General features: G+C 71.2%; 18 protein-coding genes. 15 read left to right on the top strand and 3 right to left on the bottom strand.

Going from position 1 to position 16,201, the window contains the following annotated elements; translation table 11 throughout:
- Nucleotides 1-30 precede the first annotated feature (30 nt).
- The 4 genes from ACWFR4_RS23005 (at nt 31) to ACWFR4_RS22990 (ending at nt 3,104) form a co-directional block, all read left to right on the top strand.
- Nucleotides 31-828: a class E sortase gene (locus ACWFR4_RS23005; protein ID WP_453654400.1), complete on the top strand. Its 798-nt coding sequence runs from the start codon at nt 31-33 to the stop codon at nt 826-828.
- Nucleotides 829-940: 112 nt separating this feature from the next.
- The gene (locus ACWFR4_RS23000; RefSeq protein WP_453457120.1) at nt 941-1,252 is read left to right on the top strand and encodes a DUF6412 domain-containing protein; all 312 of its coding nucleotides are present in this window, start codon (nt 941-943) and stop codon (nt 1,250-1,252) included.
- A 106-nt stretch (nt 1,253-1,358) separates the two neighbouring features.
- Entirely contained in the window at nt 1,359-2,132 is a 774-nt protein-coding gene (locus ACWFR4_RS22995) for a YidC/Oxa1 family membrane protein insertase (RefSeq protein WP_453457117.1), read from the top strand.
- Nucleotides 2,133-2,246: 114 nt separating this feature from the next.
- A complete protein-coding gene (locus ACWFR4_RS22990; RefSeq protein ID WP_329435043.1) occupies nt 2,247-3,104 on the top strand; it encodes a fumarylacetoacetate hydrolase family protein in 858 nt (285 codons plus the stop codon).
- Between the two features lie 108 nt (nt 3,105-3,212).
- Here ACWFR4_RS22990 and ACWFR4_RS22985 read toward each other — a convergent pair whose 3' ends face one another.
- Nucleotides 3,213-3,677 carry a heme-degrading domain-containing protein gene (locus ACWFR4_RS22985; RefSeq protein ID WP_453654235.1) on the bottom strand — a complete coding sequence of 155 codons (465 nt, stop codon included), beginning with the start codon at nt 3,675-3,677 and terminating at the stop codon, nt 3,213-3,215.
- Nucleotides 3,674-4,783 carry a Gfo/Idh/MocA family oxidoreductase gene (locus tag ACWFR4_RS22980; protein WP_453457111.1) on the bottom strand — a complete coding sequence of 370 codons (1,110 nt, stop codon included), beginning with the start codon at nt 4,781-4,783 and terminating at the stop codon, nt 3,674-3,676. The genes ACWFR4_RS22985 and ACWFR4_RS22980 overlap by 4 nt, the downstream gene beginning before the upstream one ends.
- On the opposite strand from ACWFR4_RS22980, the gene ACWFR4_RS22975 reads away from it, so the two are divergent.
- The 11 genes from ACWFR4_RS22975 (at nt 4,770) to ACWFR4_RS22925 (ending at nt 15,884) form a co-directional block, all read left to right on the top strand.
- Nucleotides 4,770-6,128 carry an ROK family transcriptional regulator gene (locus tag ACWFR4_RS22975; RefSeq protein WP_453654233.1) on the top strand — a complete coding sequence of 453 codons (1,359 nt, stop codon included), beginning with the start codon at nt 4,770-4,772 and terminating at the stop codon, nt 6,126-6,128. The genes ACWFR4_RS22980 and ACWFR4_RS22975 overlap by 14 nt on opposite strands.
- Before the next feature lie 123 nt (nt 6,129-6,251).
- Nucleotides 6,252-7,352, top strand: coding sequence for a hypothetical protein (locus ACWFR4_RS22970; RefSeq protein WP_453654231.1), 1,101 nt, complete (start codon nt 6,252-6,254; stop codon nt 7,350-7,352).
- A 109-nt stretch (nt 7,353-7,461) separates the two neighbouring features.
- On the top strand, nt 7,462-8,220 hold the full coding sequence (locus ACWFR4_RS22965; protein ID WP_453654229.1) for a GntR family transcriptional regulator: 759 nt from the start codon (nt 7,462-7,464) through the stop codon (nt 8,218-8,220).
- A 186-nt stretch (nt 8,221-8,406) separates the two neighbouring features.
- A complete protein-coding gene (locus ACWFR4_RS22960) occupies nt 8,407-9,462 on the top strand; it encodes an ABC transporter ATP-binding protein (protein ID WP_453457102.1) in 1,056 nt (351 codons plus the stop codon).
- Nucleotides 9,455-10,327, top strand: coding sequence for a 2-aminoethylphosphonate ABC transporter permease subunit (locus tag ACWFR4_RS22955; RefSeq protein WP_453457100.1), 873 nt, complete (start codon nt 9,455-9,457; stop codon nt 10,325-10,327). The genes ACWFR4_RS22960 and ACWFR4_RS22955 overlap by 8 nt, the downstream gene beginning before the upstream one ends.
- The gene (locus tag ACWFR4_RS22950) at nt 10,314-11,111 is read left to right on the top strand and encodes an ABC transporter permease (protein WP_453457098.1); all 798 of its coding nucleotides are present in this window, start codon (nt 10,314-10,316) and stop codon (nt 11,109-11,111) included. The genes ACWFR4_RS22955 and ACWFR4_RS22950 overlap by 14 nt, the downstream gene beginning before the upstream one ends.
- A 39-nt stretch (nt 11,112-11,150) precedes the next feature.
- On the top strand, nt 11,151-12,212 hold the full coding sequence (locus ACWFR4_RS22945; protein ID WP_453457095.1) for a 2-aminoethylphosphonate ABC transporter substrate-binding protein: 1,062 nt from the start codon (nt 11,151-11,153) through the stop codon (nt 12,210-12,212).
- A gap of 139 nt (nt 12,213-12,351) precedes the next feature.
- Nucleotides 12,352-13,131 (top strand): HAD-IIA family hydrolase, encoded by a 780-nt coding sequence (locus ACWFR4_RS22940; RefSeq protein WP_453457092.1) that lies wholly within the window; start codon nt 12,352-12,354, stop codon nt 13,129-13,131.
- A gap of 99 nt (nt 13,132-13,230) precedes the next feature.
- Nucleotides 13,231-13,794: a hypothetical protein gene (locus ACWFR4_RS22935; protein ID WP_453457090.1), complete on the top strand. Its 564-nt coding sequence runs from the start codon at nt 13,231-13,233 to the stop codon at nt 13,792-13,794.
- Nucleotides 13,795-13,807: 13 nt separating this feature from the next.
- Complete coding sequence (locus ACWFR4_RS22930) at nt 13,808-14,482, top strand: class F sortase (protein ID WP_453457087.1); 675 nt, start codon at nt 13,808-13,810, stop codon at nt 14,480-14,482.
- Nucleotides 14,483-14,837: 355 nt separating this feature from the next.
- The gene (locus ACWFR4_RS22925) at nt 14,838-15,884 is read left to right on the top strand and encodes a glycoside hydrolase family 6 protein (protein WP_453654227.1); all 1,047 of its coding nucleotides are present in this window, start codon (nt 14,838-14,840) and stop codon (nt 15,882-15,884) included.
- A 60-nt stretch (nt 15,885-15,944) separates the two neighbouring features.
- On the opposite strand, the gene ACWFR4_RS22920 is transcribed toward ACWFR4_RS22925, so the two are convergent.
- A partial coding sequence (locus ACWFR4_RS22920; RefSeq protein WP_453654225.1) for a galactose oxidase early set domain-containing protein occupies nt 15,945-16,201 on the bottom strand: 257 nt, incomplete at its 5' end.

Raw genomic sequence — 16,201 nt, 5'->3', positions numbered from 1 at the left:
CGCCGTGCGTTCGGTCGCCGCCCCTCGGCCCTGGGCCGCCCGCAGGGGCCCCGCCCCTCGGCCCTGCGTCGCACCCTGTGGACCGGTGCCGAGGTCACCGTCACCCTCGGAGTCGTCCTTCTTCTTCTCGTCGTCCATCAGCTGTGGTGGACGAACCGCGAGGCCAGAGCCGGTGCCGAGCGCAAGGTGCGGGCGCTGGAGCACGAGTGGGCGGCCACCCCCTCGGACGGGCGGGGTGACGGGGGCGAGGGAGGCGCCTCGGATCCGGCCGGTGACGCCACCCCGGGCGGCTCGTCGGGCGGCGAGGGGGCCGGGAGCGGGTCCGGGGCCCGGACATCCGCCGACTCCACCTCCGCCTCCCGGGAAACGCCCCGCTGGGACCAGGCCTACGCCGTCCTCACCATCCCCCGCCTCGGCCTCACCGTCCCCGTCGCCGAGGGCGTCGGGAAGCAGAACGTCCTCAACAAGGGCTACGTCGGCCACTACCCCGCCACCGCCCAGCCCGGCAGGCCCGGGAACTTCGCGCTCGCCGGGCACCGCAACACCCATGGGGAGCCCTTCCGGTACATCAACCGGCTGCGCAAGGGCGACGAGGTCCAGGTCCGTACCCGCGGCGCCGTGTACACGTACGTCGTCGACAAGACCCTCGCGCAGACCTCCGCGCGCGACGGCGGTGTCATCGCGGGTGTGCCGCGCAGCGAGGTCGTGCGGGGTGCCGGGTACAGCGAGCCGGGGTACTACATCACGCTCACCACGTGCACGCCCGAGTACACGTCCAGGTACCGGCTCGCGGTGTGGGGGAAACTGCGGTCGATGCGGCCGCGGTGAGCGGGTGGCCGAGAAGGCGCCCCTTCATCCGATCGGGGCGCATCCTGTATAACGGGCAGAACGCCACAGCACGTGGGCACGGACCGAACAGCGGGAAGGAGGGACGCCGGACATGACGCGCACCTGGGCCACAGCCCTGAGGCCCGCCGCCCTGCTCCTGTTCCTCCTCGTCGAGACCGTTCTCGTCGACACCGGCAGCCTCACCGCCGCCGTCGCGTTCGCCGCGACCGCCGCCGCGGGCTCCGCACTCGCCGTCTGCTCCCTCCTCGCCGCGCGCAGCGCCCCCGCCGTGCCCCGCACCCGGGTCCGCACCGCGATGCGCGACCGTGAGCAACGCACCGCGTTCCTGCCGCAGCGCGATCCGGACGCCCGCGGGCGCAGCCGCCCCCGAGCACCCGGCCGTCCCCTCCTGACGGCCGCGTAGGGGACCCGCTCCACCCGCAGTCCCCCTACGGGTCGTCACGCCGATCGGCCGCCCTTCCCGGCGGCCTTCCGATTCCGGCACGACGGGACCCCCGGAGGGCTCACCCATGTCGACGTTCATGTCTGTCTTCGCCAGCCTGGTCGAGCACATCGCCGACCTGCTCGACCCGATCTTCCACGCCTCGGCGACCGCGGCGGCGATCGTCCTGTTCACCGCGTTCGTACGCCTTCTCGTGCACCCCCTGTCCCGTGCCTCGGCCCGCGGGCAGCGCCAGCGCGCCAAGCTCCAGCCGCGCATCGCCGAGCTGCGCAAGAAGCACAAGAAGAGCCCCGAGAAGCTCCAGAAGGCGATCATGGAGCTGCACAAGGAGGAGAAGGTCTCGCCGCTGTCCGGCTGCCTGCCGAGCCTCTTCCAGATCCCCGCGTTCTTCCTGCTCTACCACCTGTTCTCGAACGGCAGCATCGGCGGCGAGCCCAACGCCCTGCTCGGCCACACCCTCGGTGCCGCGCCGCTGGGCGGGCGCTTCAAGGACGCGCTCGCGGACGGTGGCCTCTTCGGCGCGCAGGGCGTCGTCTATCTGGTCCTGTTCGCGATCGTCGCGACGGTGGCGAGCTTCAACTACGCCCGTACGAAGCGTCAGATGGCCGCCCAGCCGATGCTGCCGGCCACCGCGGACGGGCCGCAGGCGCCGGGCGCGGGCGCGATGGCCTCGATGACGAAGATCATGCCGCTGATGTCGTTCATGACGCTGTTCACGGTGGGCTTCGTGCCGCTCGCCGCCGCCCTGTACGTGGTGACGAGCACGACGTGGAGCGCCGTCGAGCGGGCCGTCCTCTACCGCGACATGCCCTCCGCCGCGGCGCTTGCTACTGCCGCGTAAAGGTCCAGTCCGTGAACGAGGTATTGCGGACTGGACAAGGACCTTGGACGATCGACCAGTCCTCCGATGGCTGCACCCGTCGAGGGGTCCCTCCTCGATCAAGGAGTCTCAACCATGAAGCTGCTGCGAGTCGGTACCGCCGGGGCGGAGCGCCCGGCCCTGCTCGATGCCGAAGGTGTCCTGCGTGACCTGGGCGGAGTCGTCCCCGACATCGACGGGGAGCTGCTCGCCGACGACGCGGCGCTGGGGCGAGTACGGGCCGCCGCCGAGTCCGGTGAGCTGCCCGTGCTCGACGCGGACGGCCTGCGGGTCGGCCCGCCGGTCGCGCGGATCGGCAAGGTCGTGTGCATCGGCCTGAACTACCACGACCACGCCGCCGAGACCGGCGCCGAGCCGCCGTCGGAGCCCGTCGTCTTCTTCAAGGCGGCGGACACGGTGGTCGGCCCCGACGACACCGTGCTCGTACCGCGCAAGTCCGTGAAGACGGACTGGGAGGTCGAGCTGGCGATCGTCATCGGGCGTACGGCGCGCTACCTGGAGTCGCACGAGGAGGCCCTCGCGCACGTCGCCGGGTACGCGGTGGCGCACGACGTGTCCGAGCGCGAGTTCCAGATCGAGCGCGGCGGCACCTGGGACAAGGGCAAGAACTGCGAGACGTTCAACCCGCTCGGCCCCTGGCTCGTGACGGCGGACGAGGTCGCGGACCCGCAGGCGCTCGGCCTGAAACTGTGGGTGAACGGCGAGCTGAAGCAGAACGGCTCCACGGCCGACCAGATCTTCCCGGTCGCCGAGGTGGTCCGGTACGTCAGCCAGTTCATGACCCTGTACCCGGGCGACGTGATCAACACGGGGACGCCGGCGGGTGTGGCGATGGGGCAGCCCGAGCCGAAGCCGTATCTGCGGGCCGGGGACGTGGTGGAGCTGGAGATCGAGGGTCTGGGGCGTCAGCGCCAGGAACTCAAGGACGCGTAGCGCTCCGCGCGGGGGCGGGGGAACCGCGGGGGCCGGTGGCCGGTTTGTCGGTCGCCGGTCCGTTGTGGCTGGTCGCGCAGTTCCCCGCGCCCCTCACGGGGCGTGCGTCTAGCCCGTGATGAAGAGGTCCAGGGCCTTGACCACCAGTGCGTGGTCCTCCAGCTGGGGGAGGCCGGAGACCACCACCGCTCCGATGACTCCCGCGCCCTCGACGGCGAGCGGGAATGCGCCGCCGTGCGCCGCGTACGTGTCCGGGTCGAGCCTGGACGAGTCCTCGAACGTCGTGCCCTTCGCCCGGAAACGGGTACCGACCAGCAGCGACGAGCAGGCGTAGCGCTCCACGACGCGGCGCTTGCGGGCGATCCAGGCGTCGTTGTCCGGGGTCGATCCCGGCAGCGCCGCGTGGAAGAGCTGCTGGCCGCCGCGCGTGATGTCGATCGCCACCGGCGCCTTGCGCTCCCTGGCCAGCTCGACGAGCAGCGAGCCCAGCTCCCAGGCGTCCTCGTAAGTGAACTTCGGCAGGACCAGGCGCCGTTCCTGCTCCTCTATCTCCTCGACCGTCGGCGTGCTCACAGGGCCACCGTCACACCGTCGCGGGCCGAGCGGCGGGCCGCCTCCAGGACGTCGAGCGCGGCCGCGGCCTGCTCGGCGGTGACCGGGTTCTCGCCGGTGCCGCGCAGGGCGGCGGCGACGGCCGCGTAGTACGCGGGGTAGGCGCCGGGGAGCGTCTCGACGGCACGGCCGCCGCCGGTCAGCGGCGACTCACCGGAACCGATCCGGCCCCACATCGACTCGGGCTCCACGCCCCAGGGCTCGCCGGCCGCCGGGATCGTGCCCTCGCGCAGCACCGCCTCCTGCGGGTCGAGGCCGTACTTCACGTAGCCGGCCTGCGAGCCGAGGACGCGGAAGCGCGGGCCGAGCTGGGCCGTGGTCGCGGAGACGTACAGGTGGGAGCGGACGCCGTTGGCGTGCGTGATCGCGATGAACGTGTCGTCGTCGGCCGCCGCGCCCGCGCGCCGCACGTCGGACTCCGCGTAGACCGAGACGGCGGGGCCGAACAGGACGAGGGCCTGGTCGACGACGTGGCTGCCGAGATCGTAGAGGAGACCTCCGATCTCTTCCGGGTCGCCGGACTCACGCCAGCCGCCCTTGGGCTGCGGCCGCCAGCGCTCGAAGCGCGACTCGAAGCGCCAGACGTCGCCGAGCTCGCCGTCCGCGACGAGGTTCTGCAGCGTGAGGAAGTCGTTGTCCCAGCGGCGGTTCTGGAAGACCGAGAGCAGCAGGCCGCGCTCCTCGGCGAGGGCCGCGAGCTCGCGCGCCTCGGCCGCGGTGCCGGCGATGGGCTTGTCGACGACGACCGGGAGGCCCGCCTTGAGGGCGGCCGTCGCGATCGGTACGTGCGTCTTGTTCGGGGAGGCGATGACGATCAGGTCGAGCTCGTCGGCCCGCGCCCACAGCTCGTCGGGGGTGGCCGCGCAGCGGATGCCGTCACCGAAGGAGGCGCGGGCCTGCGCCTGGCGCTCCGGGTTCGAGGTGACGACCGTGTCGAGCACGAGGCCGTCGGTCGCGGCGATCAGCGGGGCGTGGAAGACGGAGCCCGCCAGGCCGTAGCCGACGAGACCGACGCGGAGGGGGGAGCCGGTGGTCCCAGCCGAACCTGATGTCATGCCTTCAGTCATGCATCCACTTAAGCAACGGTGTTGCCAAAGTGCAAGCGGAGAGGACAATGGGGGAGTGAACAGGGCTTACTCCGGGGTCAATCTGGCGGTGCTGCGAGGCCATAACGCCGCACTCGTACTCGATCTGCTGCGCACGGCGGGTGACGAGGGCATCAGCAGGCTCGAACTGGCCGAGCGCACCGGGCTCACCCCGCAGGGCGTCAGCAAGATCACGGCGCGGCTCAGGGAACAGGGCCTGGTCACGGACACCGGCCGGCGCGCCTCGACGGGCGGCAAGCCGCGCACCGTCCTGCGCCTCGTGCCGGACGCGGGGTACGCGGTCGGGCTGCACCTGGACCGCGACGAACTGACGGCGGTCCTGGTCGACCTCGCGGGCGCGGTCGTCGCCGAACGCCGCTCCCCGCTGGCCTTCGGCGCGGGCGGCGACGCGGTGGTGGAGGCGGCGGCGAGCGAGGTGGAGGCCCTGCTCACTGATGCGGGCGCGGGCGCGGGCGCGGGCGCGGGCGCGGGCGCGGGCGCGGGCGCGGGAGGAGGAGCAGGAGCAGGAGCAGGAGCAGGAGCAGGAGCGGACGCGGGCGCCGGGGACGCGGATGCCGGTGACCCGGGCCACCTCGACGCGCAGGAGCCCGTACATCCGGAACCCCCCGCCCCCCGCGTCCTCGGCGTGGGCGTCGCTCTGCCCGGTCCCCTCGACCACTCCTCCGGAGTGCTGCACCGCGTCACCGGGTTCCCCGAGTGGGACGGGTTCCCGCTGCGGGACGCGCTCGCGGCGCGGCTCGGGCTCCCCGTGGTCGTGGACAAGGACACCAACGCGGCCGCGCTCGGCCTCGCGCTCGCCGGGTGCGGCGACTCGTTCGCGTATCTCCACCTCGGTACGGGACTCGGCGCCGGACTCGTCCTGGGCGGCGCGCCCTACCGCGGGCCGCGCACCGGAGCGGGCGAATTCGGCCACCAGGTGATCCAGCTGGACGGCCCGCTCTGCGGCTGCGGCAATCGCGGCTGCATCGAGGCGCTGTGCCTCGCGGCGGTCGCCGCCGGTTCCTTCGACGAGGCCGCGCGCGTGCTCGGCGAGGGCACGGCGAACATGGTCGGCCTCCTCGACATCGACCTCGTCCTGCTCGGCGGACGCACGGTCGCGGCCGCCGAGGAGCGCTTCGTCGAAGGGGTGCGGGCCGTCCTCGGGGAGCGGGCGCGGCGCGGTGGCACGGTGGAGATCCCGGTCCTGCGCGCGCCAGGGTCGGAGAGTGTGGTGGTCGAGGGCGCAGCCCAACTGGTCCTCGCACCCTTGTTCGGCCGGGCGCACGGTCACTTCCGGGCCAACCGGAATGACAGAAATCTGAGCTGATCGAGCGGAATCGCTCGTGCATCGGGCCGTACGGGGCTCTGCCGGTCCCGTACTGGGCGCGGCGCGCGTGACATGGTCGCGGCGGCCGTACCCTTCCCGACCCGCGATCAGCAAAGGCTCCCCATGCGACCGCGTATCCCGCTCGCCGTCACTGCCGTGGCCCTGACCTCCGTGGCGACCGGCGGTCCCGCCCTCGCGGCCGACCCGGTCGGGTCCGGGTCCGACCCGCGCGAGCCCACCTGTGTCGCCCAGCACCCCGCCGACTTCCCGATCAGCACCCGGATCCACGGCGGCCCCACCACCTACCACCCCGGCGGCGGTTTCCGGACCTGGTCCATCGACCTGACGAACAAGACCGACGTCGAGTGCGCCGACATCCACCCCGTCCTCGTACTCATCGACAAGAAGCGGACGCTGGTGACCCGGCAGATCCAGCTGGAGTTCTCCGACGGCAAGCGCCACCACCCCGTCCGCTTCGAACGGACCGACCGGGACGAGAACATCGGCGTCTTCGACGACGGCTTCCCCGGCTTCCGGGTGGGCCCGGGCAAGACTGTCACCGTCCGGGCCCGGCTCACCTTCACCTCAGACGCCGTGCCGAACAGCGTCGTCGCCAACGCGGCCGTCGTGCAGCGCCGGGACGACGACGGCGACTGGGTGGGGGAGTCGGGCGACTACCGGTTCACGCTGACCGACGAGGAGAAGGACGGCGGCGGCGAGCAGTCCGGACGGCCCCCCGGCGAGCAGCGCGACGAACCCGGCGCAGGGGATGACGGCCTGCTGGAGCCAGGCCGCGACAGCGGCACCGCGAGCGGCCGGCCCACGGACGGGACCGGCACCACCACCGGCAGAGACTCAGGCGCCGGCCCCAGCAAAAGTGCGGGCCCCAGCAAGAGTGCGGGCCCCAGCAAAAGTGTGGGCCCCAGCAAAAGTGCGGGCGCCAGCAAGAGTGCGGGCCCCAGTAAAAGTGCGGGCCCCAGTGCAAGTCCAGGCCCCGCTACAGGCACAGATCCCGGTACAGGCACCACCCCCGGTACAGGTACAGGCACAGACACAGACACAGGCACCGAGGGCGACCACGGCGGCGGCTTCCTCACGCCCGGCGAACTCGCACGGACCGGGCCGCGCTCCCTGCGCGGACTCGGCGTCGCGTCCGCCGCGCTGCTCGTCGGCGGCGCGGCCCTCGTGGCGGGCTCCCGGAGGCTGCGCACCGACCGCGGGTGAGGAGCGACCGCGGGTGAGGGGCGGATTCCGGCCACGCCGCCCGCCCCGCGCACCGCACTCCCGGCCCGCCTCCGACACCCCGTTAACAAACGTCTGCGAACATCCCTGGGTGGATTACCCGAACGACCAGGCACCTGGCGCACCCGTACGCGCCGGCATCCCCGAGCACGGCCGCATCCCGAAGTACTACGCGGTCAAGGCCCATGTCTCCGCTCTCCTCGACGAGCTGGGCGAGGGCGAGCCGCTGCCCACCGAACGGGATCTGGCGCTCCGCTTCGAAGTGGCGCGCGAGACCGTGCGCCAGGCGCTGCGCGAGCTGCTGCTCGAAGGGCGCCTGCGCCGGCAGGGGCGGGCGACGGTCGTGGCCGGACCCAAGCTCGAGCAGCCGCTGTCGATGGCCAGTTACACCGAGGGCGTGCGCCGCCAGGGCCGCCGCCCGGGGCGCACGCTCATCGGCCTCGACCGCTTCCCGTGCCCGCCCGCCCTCGCCGGCGAGATCGCGGTCGAGCGGGGCGAGCCGGTGTGGCACATGGAGCGTGTGCTGCTCGCCGACGACGAGCGCGTCGGCCTGGAGAGCACCTATGTCGCCGTGGCGCGGATGCCGCGCCTGGACGTCGACTTCGACCCGGACTCGTCCTTCTACACGTATGTGCACGAGCGGCTCGGGATCGAGTTCGGGTCCGCCGACGAGCGCATCGAGACCGTGCTGGCCACCCCGCGCGAGGCCCTTCTGATCGGCACGCCGCCCGCCCTGCCGATGCTTCTCATCCACCGTGTCTCGTACGACACGGGGGGCCGGCCCACGGAACGGGTGCGGACGCTTTACCGCGGGGACCGGTTCTCGTTCACCACGCGTTTGGGCAACTGACCGCCCGGAGGCGGCAGTTGACTCACGATGGTAACGGGAACATAACGGGTCTAGGCCAACCTTGGGTGGCCGTTCACCGTCCCGTTGCCGTGCGGACCGGTACGGGTCATCCATCCCGAGGAGCGTGGCCGCCGTGAGAGAGAAGACCGACCCCGTACCCGCCGTGCGCCTGGGAGCTGAGAGCTGATGGCCAGCGGCATCCGCTTCGACAAGGTGTCCGTCGCCTACGGCGCGAACACCGTCCTCCACTCCCTCGACCTGACGGTCGAGCCCGGCGAGGTCATGGCGCTGCTCGGCCCGTCCGGCTCCGGCAAGACGACGGCCCTGCGCGCCGTCGCCGGATTCGTGCGGCCCGCGTCGGGCCGCGTCCTGATCGGCGACCGCGACGTCACGGACCTGCCGCCCCACCGGCGCGGCATCGGCATGGTCGTCCAGCAGTACGCCCTGTTCCCGCACCTGCGCGTGGAGGACAACGTCGCCTTCGGCCTGAAGGCGCAGAAGGTCGCCAGGGCCGAGATCCCCGCCCGGGTCACCGAGGCCCTGGAAATGACCGGCATGGCCTCCTACGCGAAGCGCTACCCGCGCGAGCTGTCCGGCGGACAGCAGCAGCGCGTCGCCATCGCGCGCGCCCTCGCCATCCGCCCGGGCGTCCTGCTCCTCGACGAGCCGCTGTCCGCGCTCGACGCGCAACTGCGCTCCGGCATGCTGGCCGAACTCGCCCGCCTGCACCGCGAGTTGCCCGACGTGTCGATCCTCTACGTCACCCACGACCAGGTCGAGGCACTCACCCTCGCCGACCGGATCGCGGTCATGGACAAGGCGCGGCTCCAGGACTGCGGGACCCCGCAGGAGCTGTACCGCAGGCCCCGCACCGAGTTCACCGCGTCCTTCGTGGGCAACGCCAACCTCCTTCCCGTACAGGTGGGTTCGGGGTCGGTGTCCTTCGCCGGCGCCCGGCTGAAGGTGCCCACCGGCGACGTCGCCTCCGGGGTGTCCGCCACGCTGTGTGTGCGCCCGCACCTCGTCGGACTCGGCGACGGGCCCAACGCCCTCACCGGCTCCGTGTCCGAGGTCCAGTGGCGCGGCTCCACCCACCGCCTGTACGTCGACGTGGACGGGCACCGGCTCAAGGCCGACCTGCGCGAACTGCGCACCCCGCCCGCGCTCGGCGACGAGGTCACCGTGCACTTCGCGCCCGAGGACGCGGTGCTGCTCTCGGCCGGGGTGAGCAAGGATGGCTAGCGCCACACTGAGCACGCCGGTGAGCAAGGAGGCGAACCCCCGCAGGGGGATGCCGAAATGGGTGTGGGCGCTGCCGCCCGTCGCCGTGCTCGCCCTCGTGTTCCTCTACCCGCTCGCCCTCGTCGTGCAGCAGTCCGTACAGCCCGACACCGGCGGCACCTCCCTCGAGCCGTACGCCGACGTCTTCGCCTCGTCCGCGTTCCGGGAGGCACTCGGGACGACGGTGTGGCTGGCGCTGGGGGCGACCGTCGGATGCCTCGTGCTCGGGTTCGCGCTCGCGCTCGTCATCGCGTTCGTCCCGTTCCCCGGCGGGAAGGCCGTCGCCAAGTTCATCGACGTGTTCCTCTCCTTCCCGTCCTTCCTGATCACCCTCGCGCTGCTCTTCGTCTACGGATCCGTGGGCATGGCCAACGGACTGTGGACGGACGTCACGGGCGCCGCCTCCGGGCCCTTCCAGTTCCTGACCACCCCGTGGGGCGTGCTCCTCGCCGAGATCACGTACTTCACGCCGTTCGTGATGCGGCCGCTGCTCGCCGCGTTCTCGCAGATCGAGACCGCGCAGCTGGAGGTGGCGTCCTCCCTGGGCGCGAGGCCCGCCCGCATCGTGCGGCAGGTCATCCTGCCCGAGGCGCTGCCCGCGCTCGCCGCCGGCGGCAGCCTCGTCCTCGTCATGTGCCTCAACGAGTTCGGGATCGTGCTCTTCACCGGCGCCAAGGGCGTCACCACGCTCCCGATGCTCGTGTACAGCAAGGCGATCCTCGAGTCCGACTACCCGGGCGCGTGCGTGGTCGCCGTCGTCAACGTCCTGATCTCCGTGGGCCTCTACGGCCTCTACCGGGTGGTGAGCCGCCGTGCTGGTGCATAGCCGTAAGGGCAAGTGGGCCACCTGGGTCCTGTTCTTCGCCCTCTTCCTGCCTCTCTTCGCGCTGCCGCTGCTCGTCATCGTCGCCGCGTCGTTCGCCACGAGCTGGTCGAGCGCCCTTCCGACCGGATTCACCGGCGGTCACTACCAGGCCGCCACCAGCGGCGCGTCCCTCCAGGCGCTCACCACCAGCCTGGTCACCGCCGTCAGCGCGAGCCTCCTCGCCCTCCTGATCGGCACGTGGGCCGCGCTCGCGGCCGCCGCGCTCAAGAAGGGCGGCCGCAGGGTGCTCGACGCCCTGTTCATGCTGCCGGTCGCCGTACCGTCCGTCGTGGTCGGCCTCGCCGTGCTCGTCGCGTTCTCCAAGCCGCCGATGGTGCTCAACGGCACCCGCTGGATCGTAATCCTGGCGCACACGATTCTTGTCACGGCGTTCGCCTATCAGTCGGTTTCGGCCGCGATCGTACGACTTGACCCCGCGTACGAACAGGCCGCCGCGTCGCTCGGCGCCCGCCCCTCGTACGTCCTGTGGAAGGTGAAGCTGCCCCTCCTGCTGCCGTCGCTGAACGCGGCCGCGGGACTCTGCTTCGCCCTGTCCATGGGCGAGCTGAGCGCCACGATGATGCTCTACCCGCCGGACTGGATGCCGCTGCCCGTGCAGATCTACGCGATCACCGACCGCGGCTCCCTGTTCACCGGATCGGCGATCTCCGTGATCCTCATGGCGGCGACGCTGCTCGTCCTGCTGCTCGTCTCGCGGATCCGCACCAAAGCCTCGTACCGCTGACTCTCGATTCCCCCATCGCTGCAAGGAGTTCACCTCGCCATGCGCAGAAACACGCTCAAGCCGATCGCCGCCGTCACCGGAAGCATCGCCCTCGCCGCCACCCTCTCCGCCTGCGGCGGCAGCTCCGCCGCCTCCGACGACAAGACCGTCACCGTGTACAGCGCGGACGGCCTCAAGGGCGAGAACGGCGACGGCTGGTACGACCAGGTCTTCAAGGACTTCACGAAGAAGACCGGCATCAAGGTCGAGTACGTCGAGGGCGGCTCCGGCGAGATGGTGCAGCGCGCCGCCCGCGAGAAGTCGAACACCCAGGCCGACGTCATCGTGACGCTCCCGCCGTTCATCCAGCAGGCCGACGGCAAGGGCCTCCTGCAGAAGTACACGCCCCAGGGCGCCGACCAGGTCGACGGGGCCGACAAGGCCGCCGACGGCACCTGGACCTCCGTCGTCAACAACTACTTCGGCTTCGTCTACAACAAGAAGGACCTGAAGACGGCGCCCACCACGTGGGACGAGCTGCTCGACGGCAAGTACAAGAACAAGCTCCAGTACTCCACGCCCGGCGTCGCCGGCGACGGCACCGCCGTCGTCGTCAAGGCCATGCACGACTTCGGCGGCAAGAAGCCCGCCATGGACTATCTGAAGAAGCTCCAGGCCAACAACGTCGGTCCGTCCGCCTCCACCGGCAAGCTCGCCCCCAAGGTCGACAAGGGCGAACTCCTCGTCGCCAACGGCGATGTGCAGATGAGCTTCGCTCAGTCCAAGACCATGCCGAACCTCGGCATCTGGTTCCCGAAGAAGGCCGGTGGCAAGCCGACCTCGTTCGCCCTGCCCTACGCCGGCGGCCTCGTGAAGAACGCCCCGCACAGCGAGAACGGCAAGAAGCTCCTCGACTTCATGCTGTCCACCAAGGCGCAGCAGCAGGTCAGCTCCATCGGCGGCGGCTTCTCCGCGCGCAAGGATGTCAAGGCGACCGGCGAGAACGCCATCGCCCTCGCCAAGGTGATGGACGGCGTCGAGATCTTCGAGCCCGACTGGAACGACATCGACAAGAACCTCCAGACGTACGTGGAGGACTGGAAGTCGGCGACGGGCAGCTGACCTGCGGACCGCTTCCGCAGGCTCGGCGGGGTCGAGATCAGCCGGTGCTGATTAGGCTTGGGGGCGTCGGCACAGAGTGGTCCCGGCGCCCAGCTATTTCTTGACCCCAGTGTTTTCTTGTATGGCAGGAGACCGGCACATGGCAGAGCGCAAGCCCATCGAATCGTGGCTCACCGACATGGACGGTGTGCTCATCCACGAGGGCGTGCCGATCCCCGGCGCCGATGCCTTCGTCAAGAGGCTCCGCGAGTCGGGCAAGCCCTTCCTGGTGCTGACGAACAACTCGATCTACACCGCCCGCGACCTCCAGGCCCGGCTGACCCGCATGGGCCTGGAGGTGCCGGTCGAGAACATCTGGACGTCGGCCCTGGCCACTGCCAAGTTCCTCGACGACCAGCGCCCCGGCGGCACGGCGTACGTCATCGGCGAGGCCGGTCTGACGACGGCGCTGCACGACATCGGGTACGTCCTCACCGACCACGACCCCGATTACGTGGTTCTCGGCGAGACGCGCACCTACTCGTTCGAGGCCATGACGAAGGCCGTCCGCCTGATCAACAACGGCGCCCGGTTCATCTGCACCAACCCGGACGAGACCGGCCCCTCCACCGAGGGCCCGCTGCCCGCCACCGGCGCCGTCGCCGCGCTGATCACCAAGGCGACCGGCAAGCAGCCCTACTTCGCGGGCAAGCCGAACCCGCTGATGATGCGCACCGGCCTGAACGCGATCGGGGCGCACTCGGAGAGCAGCGCCATGATCGGCGACCGCATGGACACCGACGTCCTCGCGGGCCTCGAGGCGGGGATGAAGACCTTCCTCGTCCTGACGGGGCTCACCGGCAGGGCCGACGTCGACCGCTATCCCTTCCGGCCTTCCGAGGTCGTCAATTCCATCGCTGACCTGGTCGAACTCGTCTGATCCCGCTCCCGGGGGCGGCCTTTTCCGGCGCCCCCGGGATGCGGATCGGGCCTGCGCGCGTGACCCTTCCAATACAGGAGGTTCACAATGCGTAGAGAGATGTTTGCTCTCCGTGCCATAGGGGCGGCCGCCGTTCTGGTGACACTGCCCGTCGCCGCCGCCCACGCGGAAGGCGGGGGATCCGACGGATCCACCGGGTCCATAACCGTCACCCCGTTCGCCCCCGCCCCCGGGACCCAGGTAGACCTCAGGGTCTCCGGTTGCAAGGAATCCAAGGGCAGGGCCTACTCGGACGCCTTCGAGACGCCCGGCGATCTCGCCCCGTCCGCGGACCAGCCCACGCTGACCAGCCAGGCCCGCATCCGCTCGTCCGCGACGCCCGGGACCTACGAGATCAACGTGACCTGCGACGGCGTAAGCGGCAGGGTCAAGGGCAGCGTCCAGGTCCTCCAGGAGGGCCGGCCCATGCCGGTCCCCACCGCACCCGTGCACGCGGGCGGCGGCGGTACCGCGCAGCTCACCGCGGCCCACACCACCGAGATCACCGACGGTCTGCGCGAGGAAGGCCCCGGCACCCGGCACACGGTGCTCGGCCTGGTGCTCGCGGCGGTCGCGGCCGTCGCCGTGGCCCTGCGCAGCGTCCGCCGGCGCCGCTCCGGCTGAGCGGGGGCCGATCATGGCTGACGGCGAACGACCGCACGGCAACGGGCGGCTCGTGACCGGAGTGGCCTGGGCCGTACTGCTGCTCGGCCTGTGGCTGTGGGGCCGCGAAGTCGCCGATATCCACGGCCTGTCCGCGCCCACGACGGGCGACGCGGCCGCCGTCGGACGGCCCCTCGGCATCGAACTGCCGCCCGCGCACAAGCCGATGGCCGGCGCGGAGCCGCAGCACATCGATGTCTCCGCACTGAAGATCGAGGCGCCGGTGACGGCCCGCGGCCTCGACGGGCGCGGCGCGATCGACCCGCCGCCGTTCTCGCAGGCAGGTGTCGTCGGCTGGTACGGCGGCGGCGTGAAGCCGGGCGAGCGCGGCACGGCCCTGCTCGTCGGGCACGTCGACACGGACACCAGGCCCGCCGTGTTCTACCACCTCAGCTCGGCCAAGCCGGGCGACAAGGTGCGGGTCGCGCGGGACGACGGCTCCGTCGCCGAGTTCACCGTCGACGACGTGCAGGTCTTCAGCCGCGACCGGTTCGACGCGCAAAAGGCGTACGGCCAGGGGCAGTCCGGCCGGGCCGAGCTGCGGCTGATCACGTGCGGCGGCTCCTTCGACCGGGCGTCGCACACCTACACCGCCAACGTCGTCGTGTCCGCGTACCTCACCGGCGTGACCGACGCGCCCGCGCGCTGACAACCTGGCCCGGCCGGCGGCCCGCTCCCCCCGGGGAGGCGCCGGCCGGGCTGGTCCTCGACCGCGCGCGCTCGGGCTGCGGGAGTAACCCGGCGTCGGCGCGGGAGGTCAGGAGAGACCTGCCCTCCCGGAGAGGTGATGCAGGCCGGGGCTCGTGCCGCTCACGACGACTCTAGAGCGGATGGGCGACGCGGCCTAGAGGCTGTTCGACGCCAAGTCCGGATGTGCTCGCACCCCCGGTGAACACCGAACGCGGGGGCTGTAACAGGTATTTGACGAACCCTGTCCGCCCTCGTGGTCGTGGCGGCCCGTATGCCAGGATTGAGAGCCGTACAGGGCACCCAAGGGGGAGTGGATGTACCGCAAGGACGCAGGCCGCGTACGCGGTGTCGGCGCCTGGGGGGTGAGGGCGGGAGCGGCGGCCGTGGGGGCGGCGCTGCTGGTGTCCGGATGTTCCTCCGGGGACGGCAAGGACAAGAACGGCTCACCGTCACCCGTGAAGCAGCAGCCGAAGGGGTCCGACCCGTACTGGGTCAACCCGGACGGCAGCGCCGCCAAGCAGGTCGCCGCCTACGAGAAGACCGGCAAGAAGGACGACGCCGAGCAGATCCGGAAGATCGCCGAGCAGCCGAGCGGCGAGTGGATCCTCCCGGAGAACGCCGAGGACCAGGCCCGGGGTTACACCGAGGCGGCCGACAAGGCCGACCGGGACGCCCTGCTCGTGCTCTACAACATCCCGCACCGCGACTGCGGCCAGTTCTCCAAGGGCGGCGCGGCCGACGGGAACCAGTACCGGGCGTTCATCGACAGCGTCGCCAAGGGCATCGGCGACCGGCACGCGACGGTGATCCTGGAGCCGGACGCCGTGCAGCACATGGTGGACAACTGCACGCCGGAGGAGTTCCACGAGGAGCGCTACGACCTCCTCAAGGGTGCCGTCGGCAAGCTCAAGTCGCTGAAGAACACGACGGTTTACCTCGACGCAGGCAACGCCGGCTGGGGCAAGCCCGACCAGATCTTCCAGCCGCTCCAGTGGTCCGGCATCGACCAGGCCGACGGCTTCTCGGTCAACGTGTCGAACTTCTACACCACCGCGGACTCCGTGAGGTACGGCAAGGAGCTCTCGGCGAAGGTCGGCAACAAGCCGTTCGTCATCGACACCAGCCGCAACGGGAAGGGGCCCTACACGGGCGGCGACCCGGACCAGCGCTGGTGCAATCCTCCCGGGAGGGCGCTGGGCGAGGTGCCCGGCACCAGGACGGGCGACCCCCTGGTCAAGGCGTACCTGTGGGTCAAGCGGCCCGGGGAGTCGGACGGCGACTGCAAGGGGGGCCCGAAGGCGGGGGCCTGGTGGCCCGAGTACGCCATCGATCTTGCCAAGGCAACCAGGTGGAGCAAATAGCGAGTAGGAGTGCCGTAGGGGGTGCGGGGCCAGTGGCCGCGCACCCCTACGTGCTTGCCCCTACGGCACGTGCACCCACTGCGCCTTGCTGGGCGTCCCCTGATCGTCCGTCACGAACAGCATGTACCAGCCCGATTCGACCAGACTGCGGTTGTTCGGGACGGTCACCGTGACGCTGTCCTTCGACTTCTTCAGGTCGAGGGCGATCGATGTCTGGTCGACGTCCGTGACGTGGGTGGACGCGCTCGGCCTGATCAGCCGGGCCGTCCTGATCGCCGTCGCGTGGTCCGACCTGTACGTCGCCGTGCCGCCGCGGT

This window comes from Streptomyces sp. NPDC055140 (genome assembly GCF_053607285.1).
Note: the sequence above shows the minus strand (reverse complement) of the source record. Positions and strands in the feature narration are given on the sequence as shown.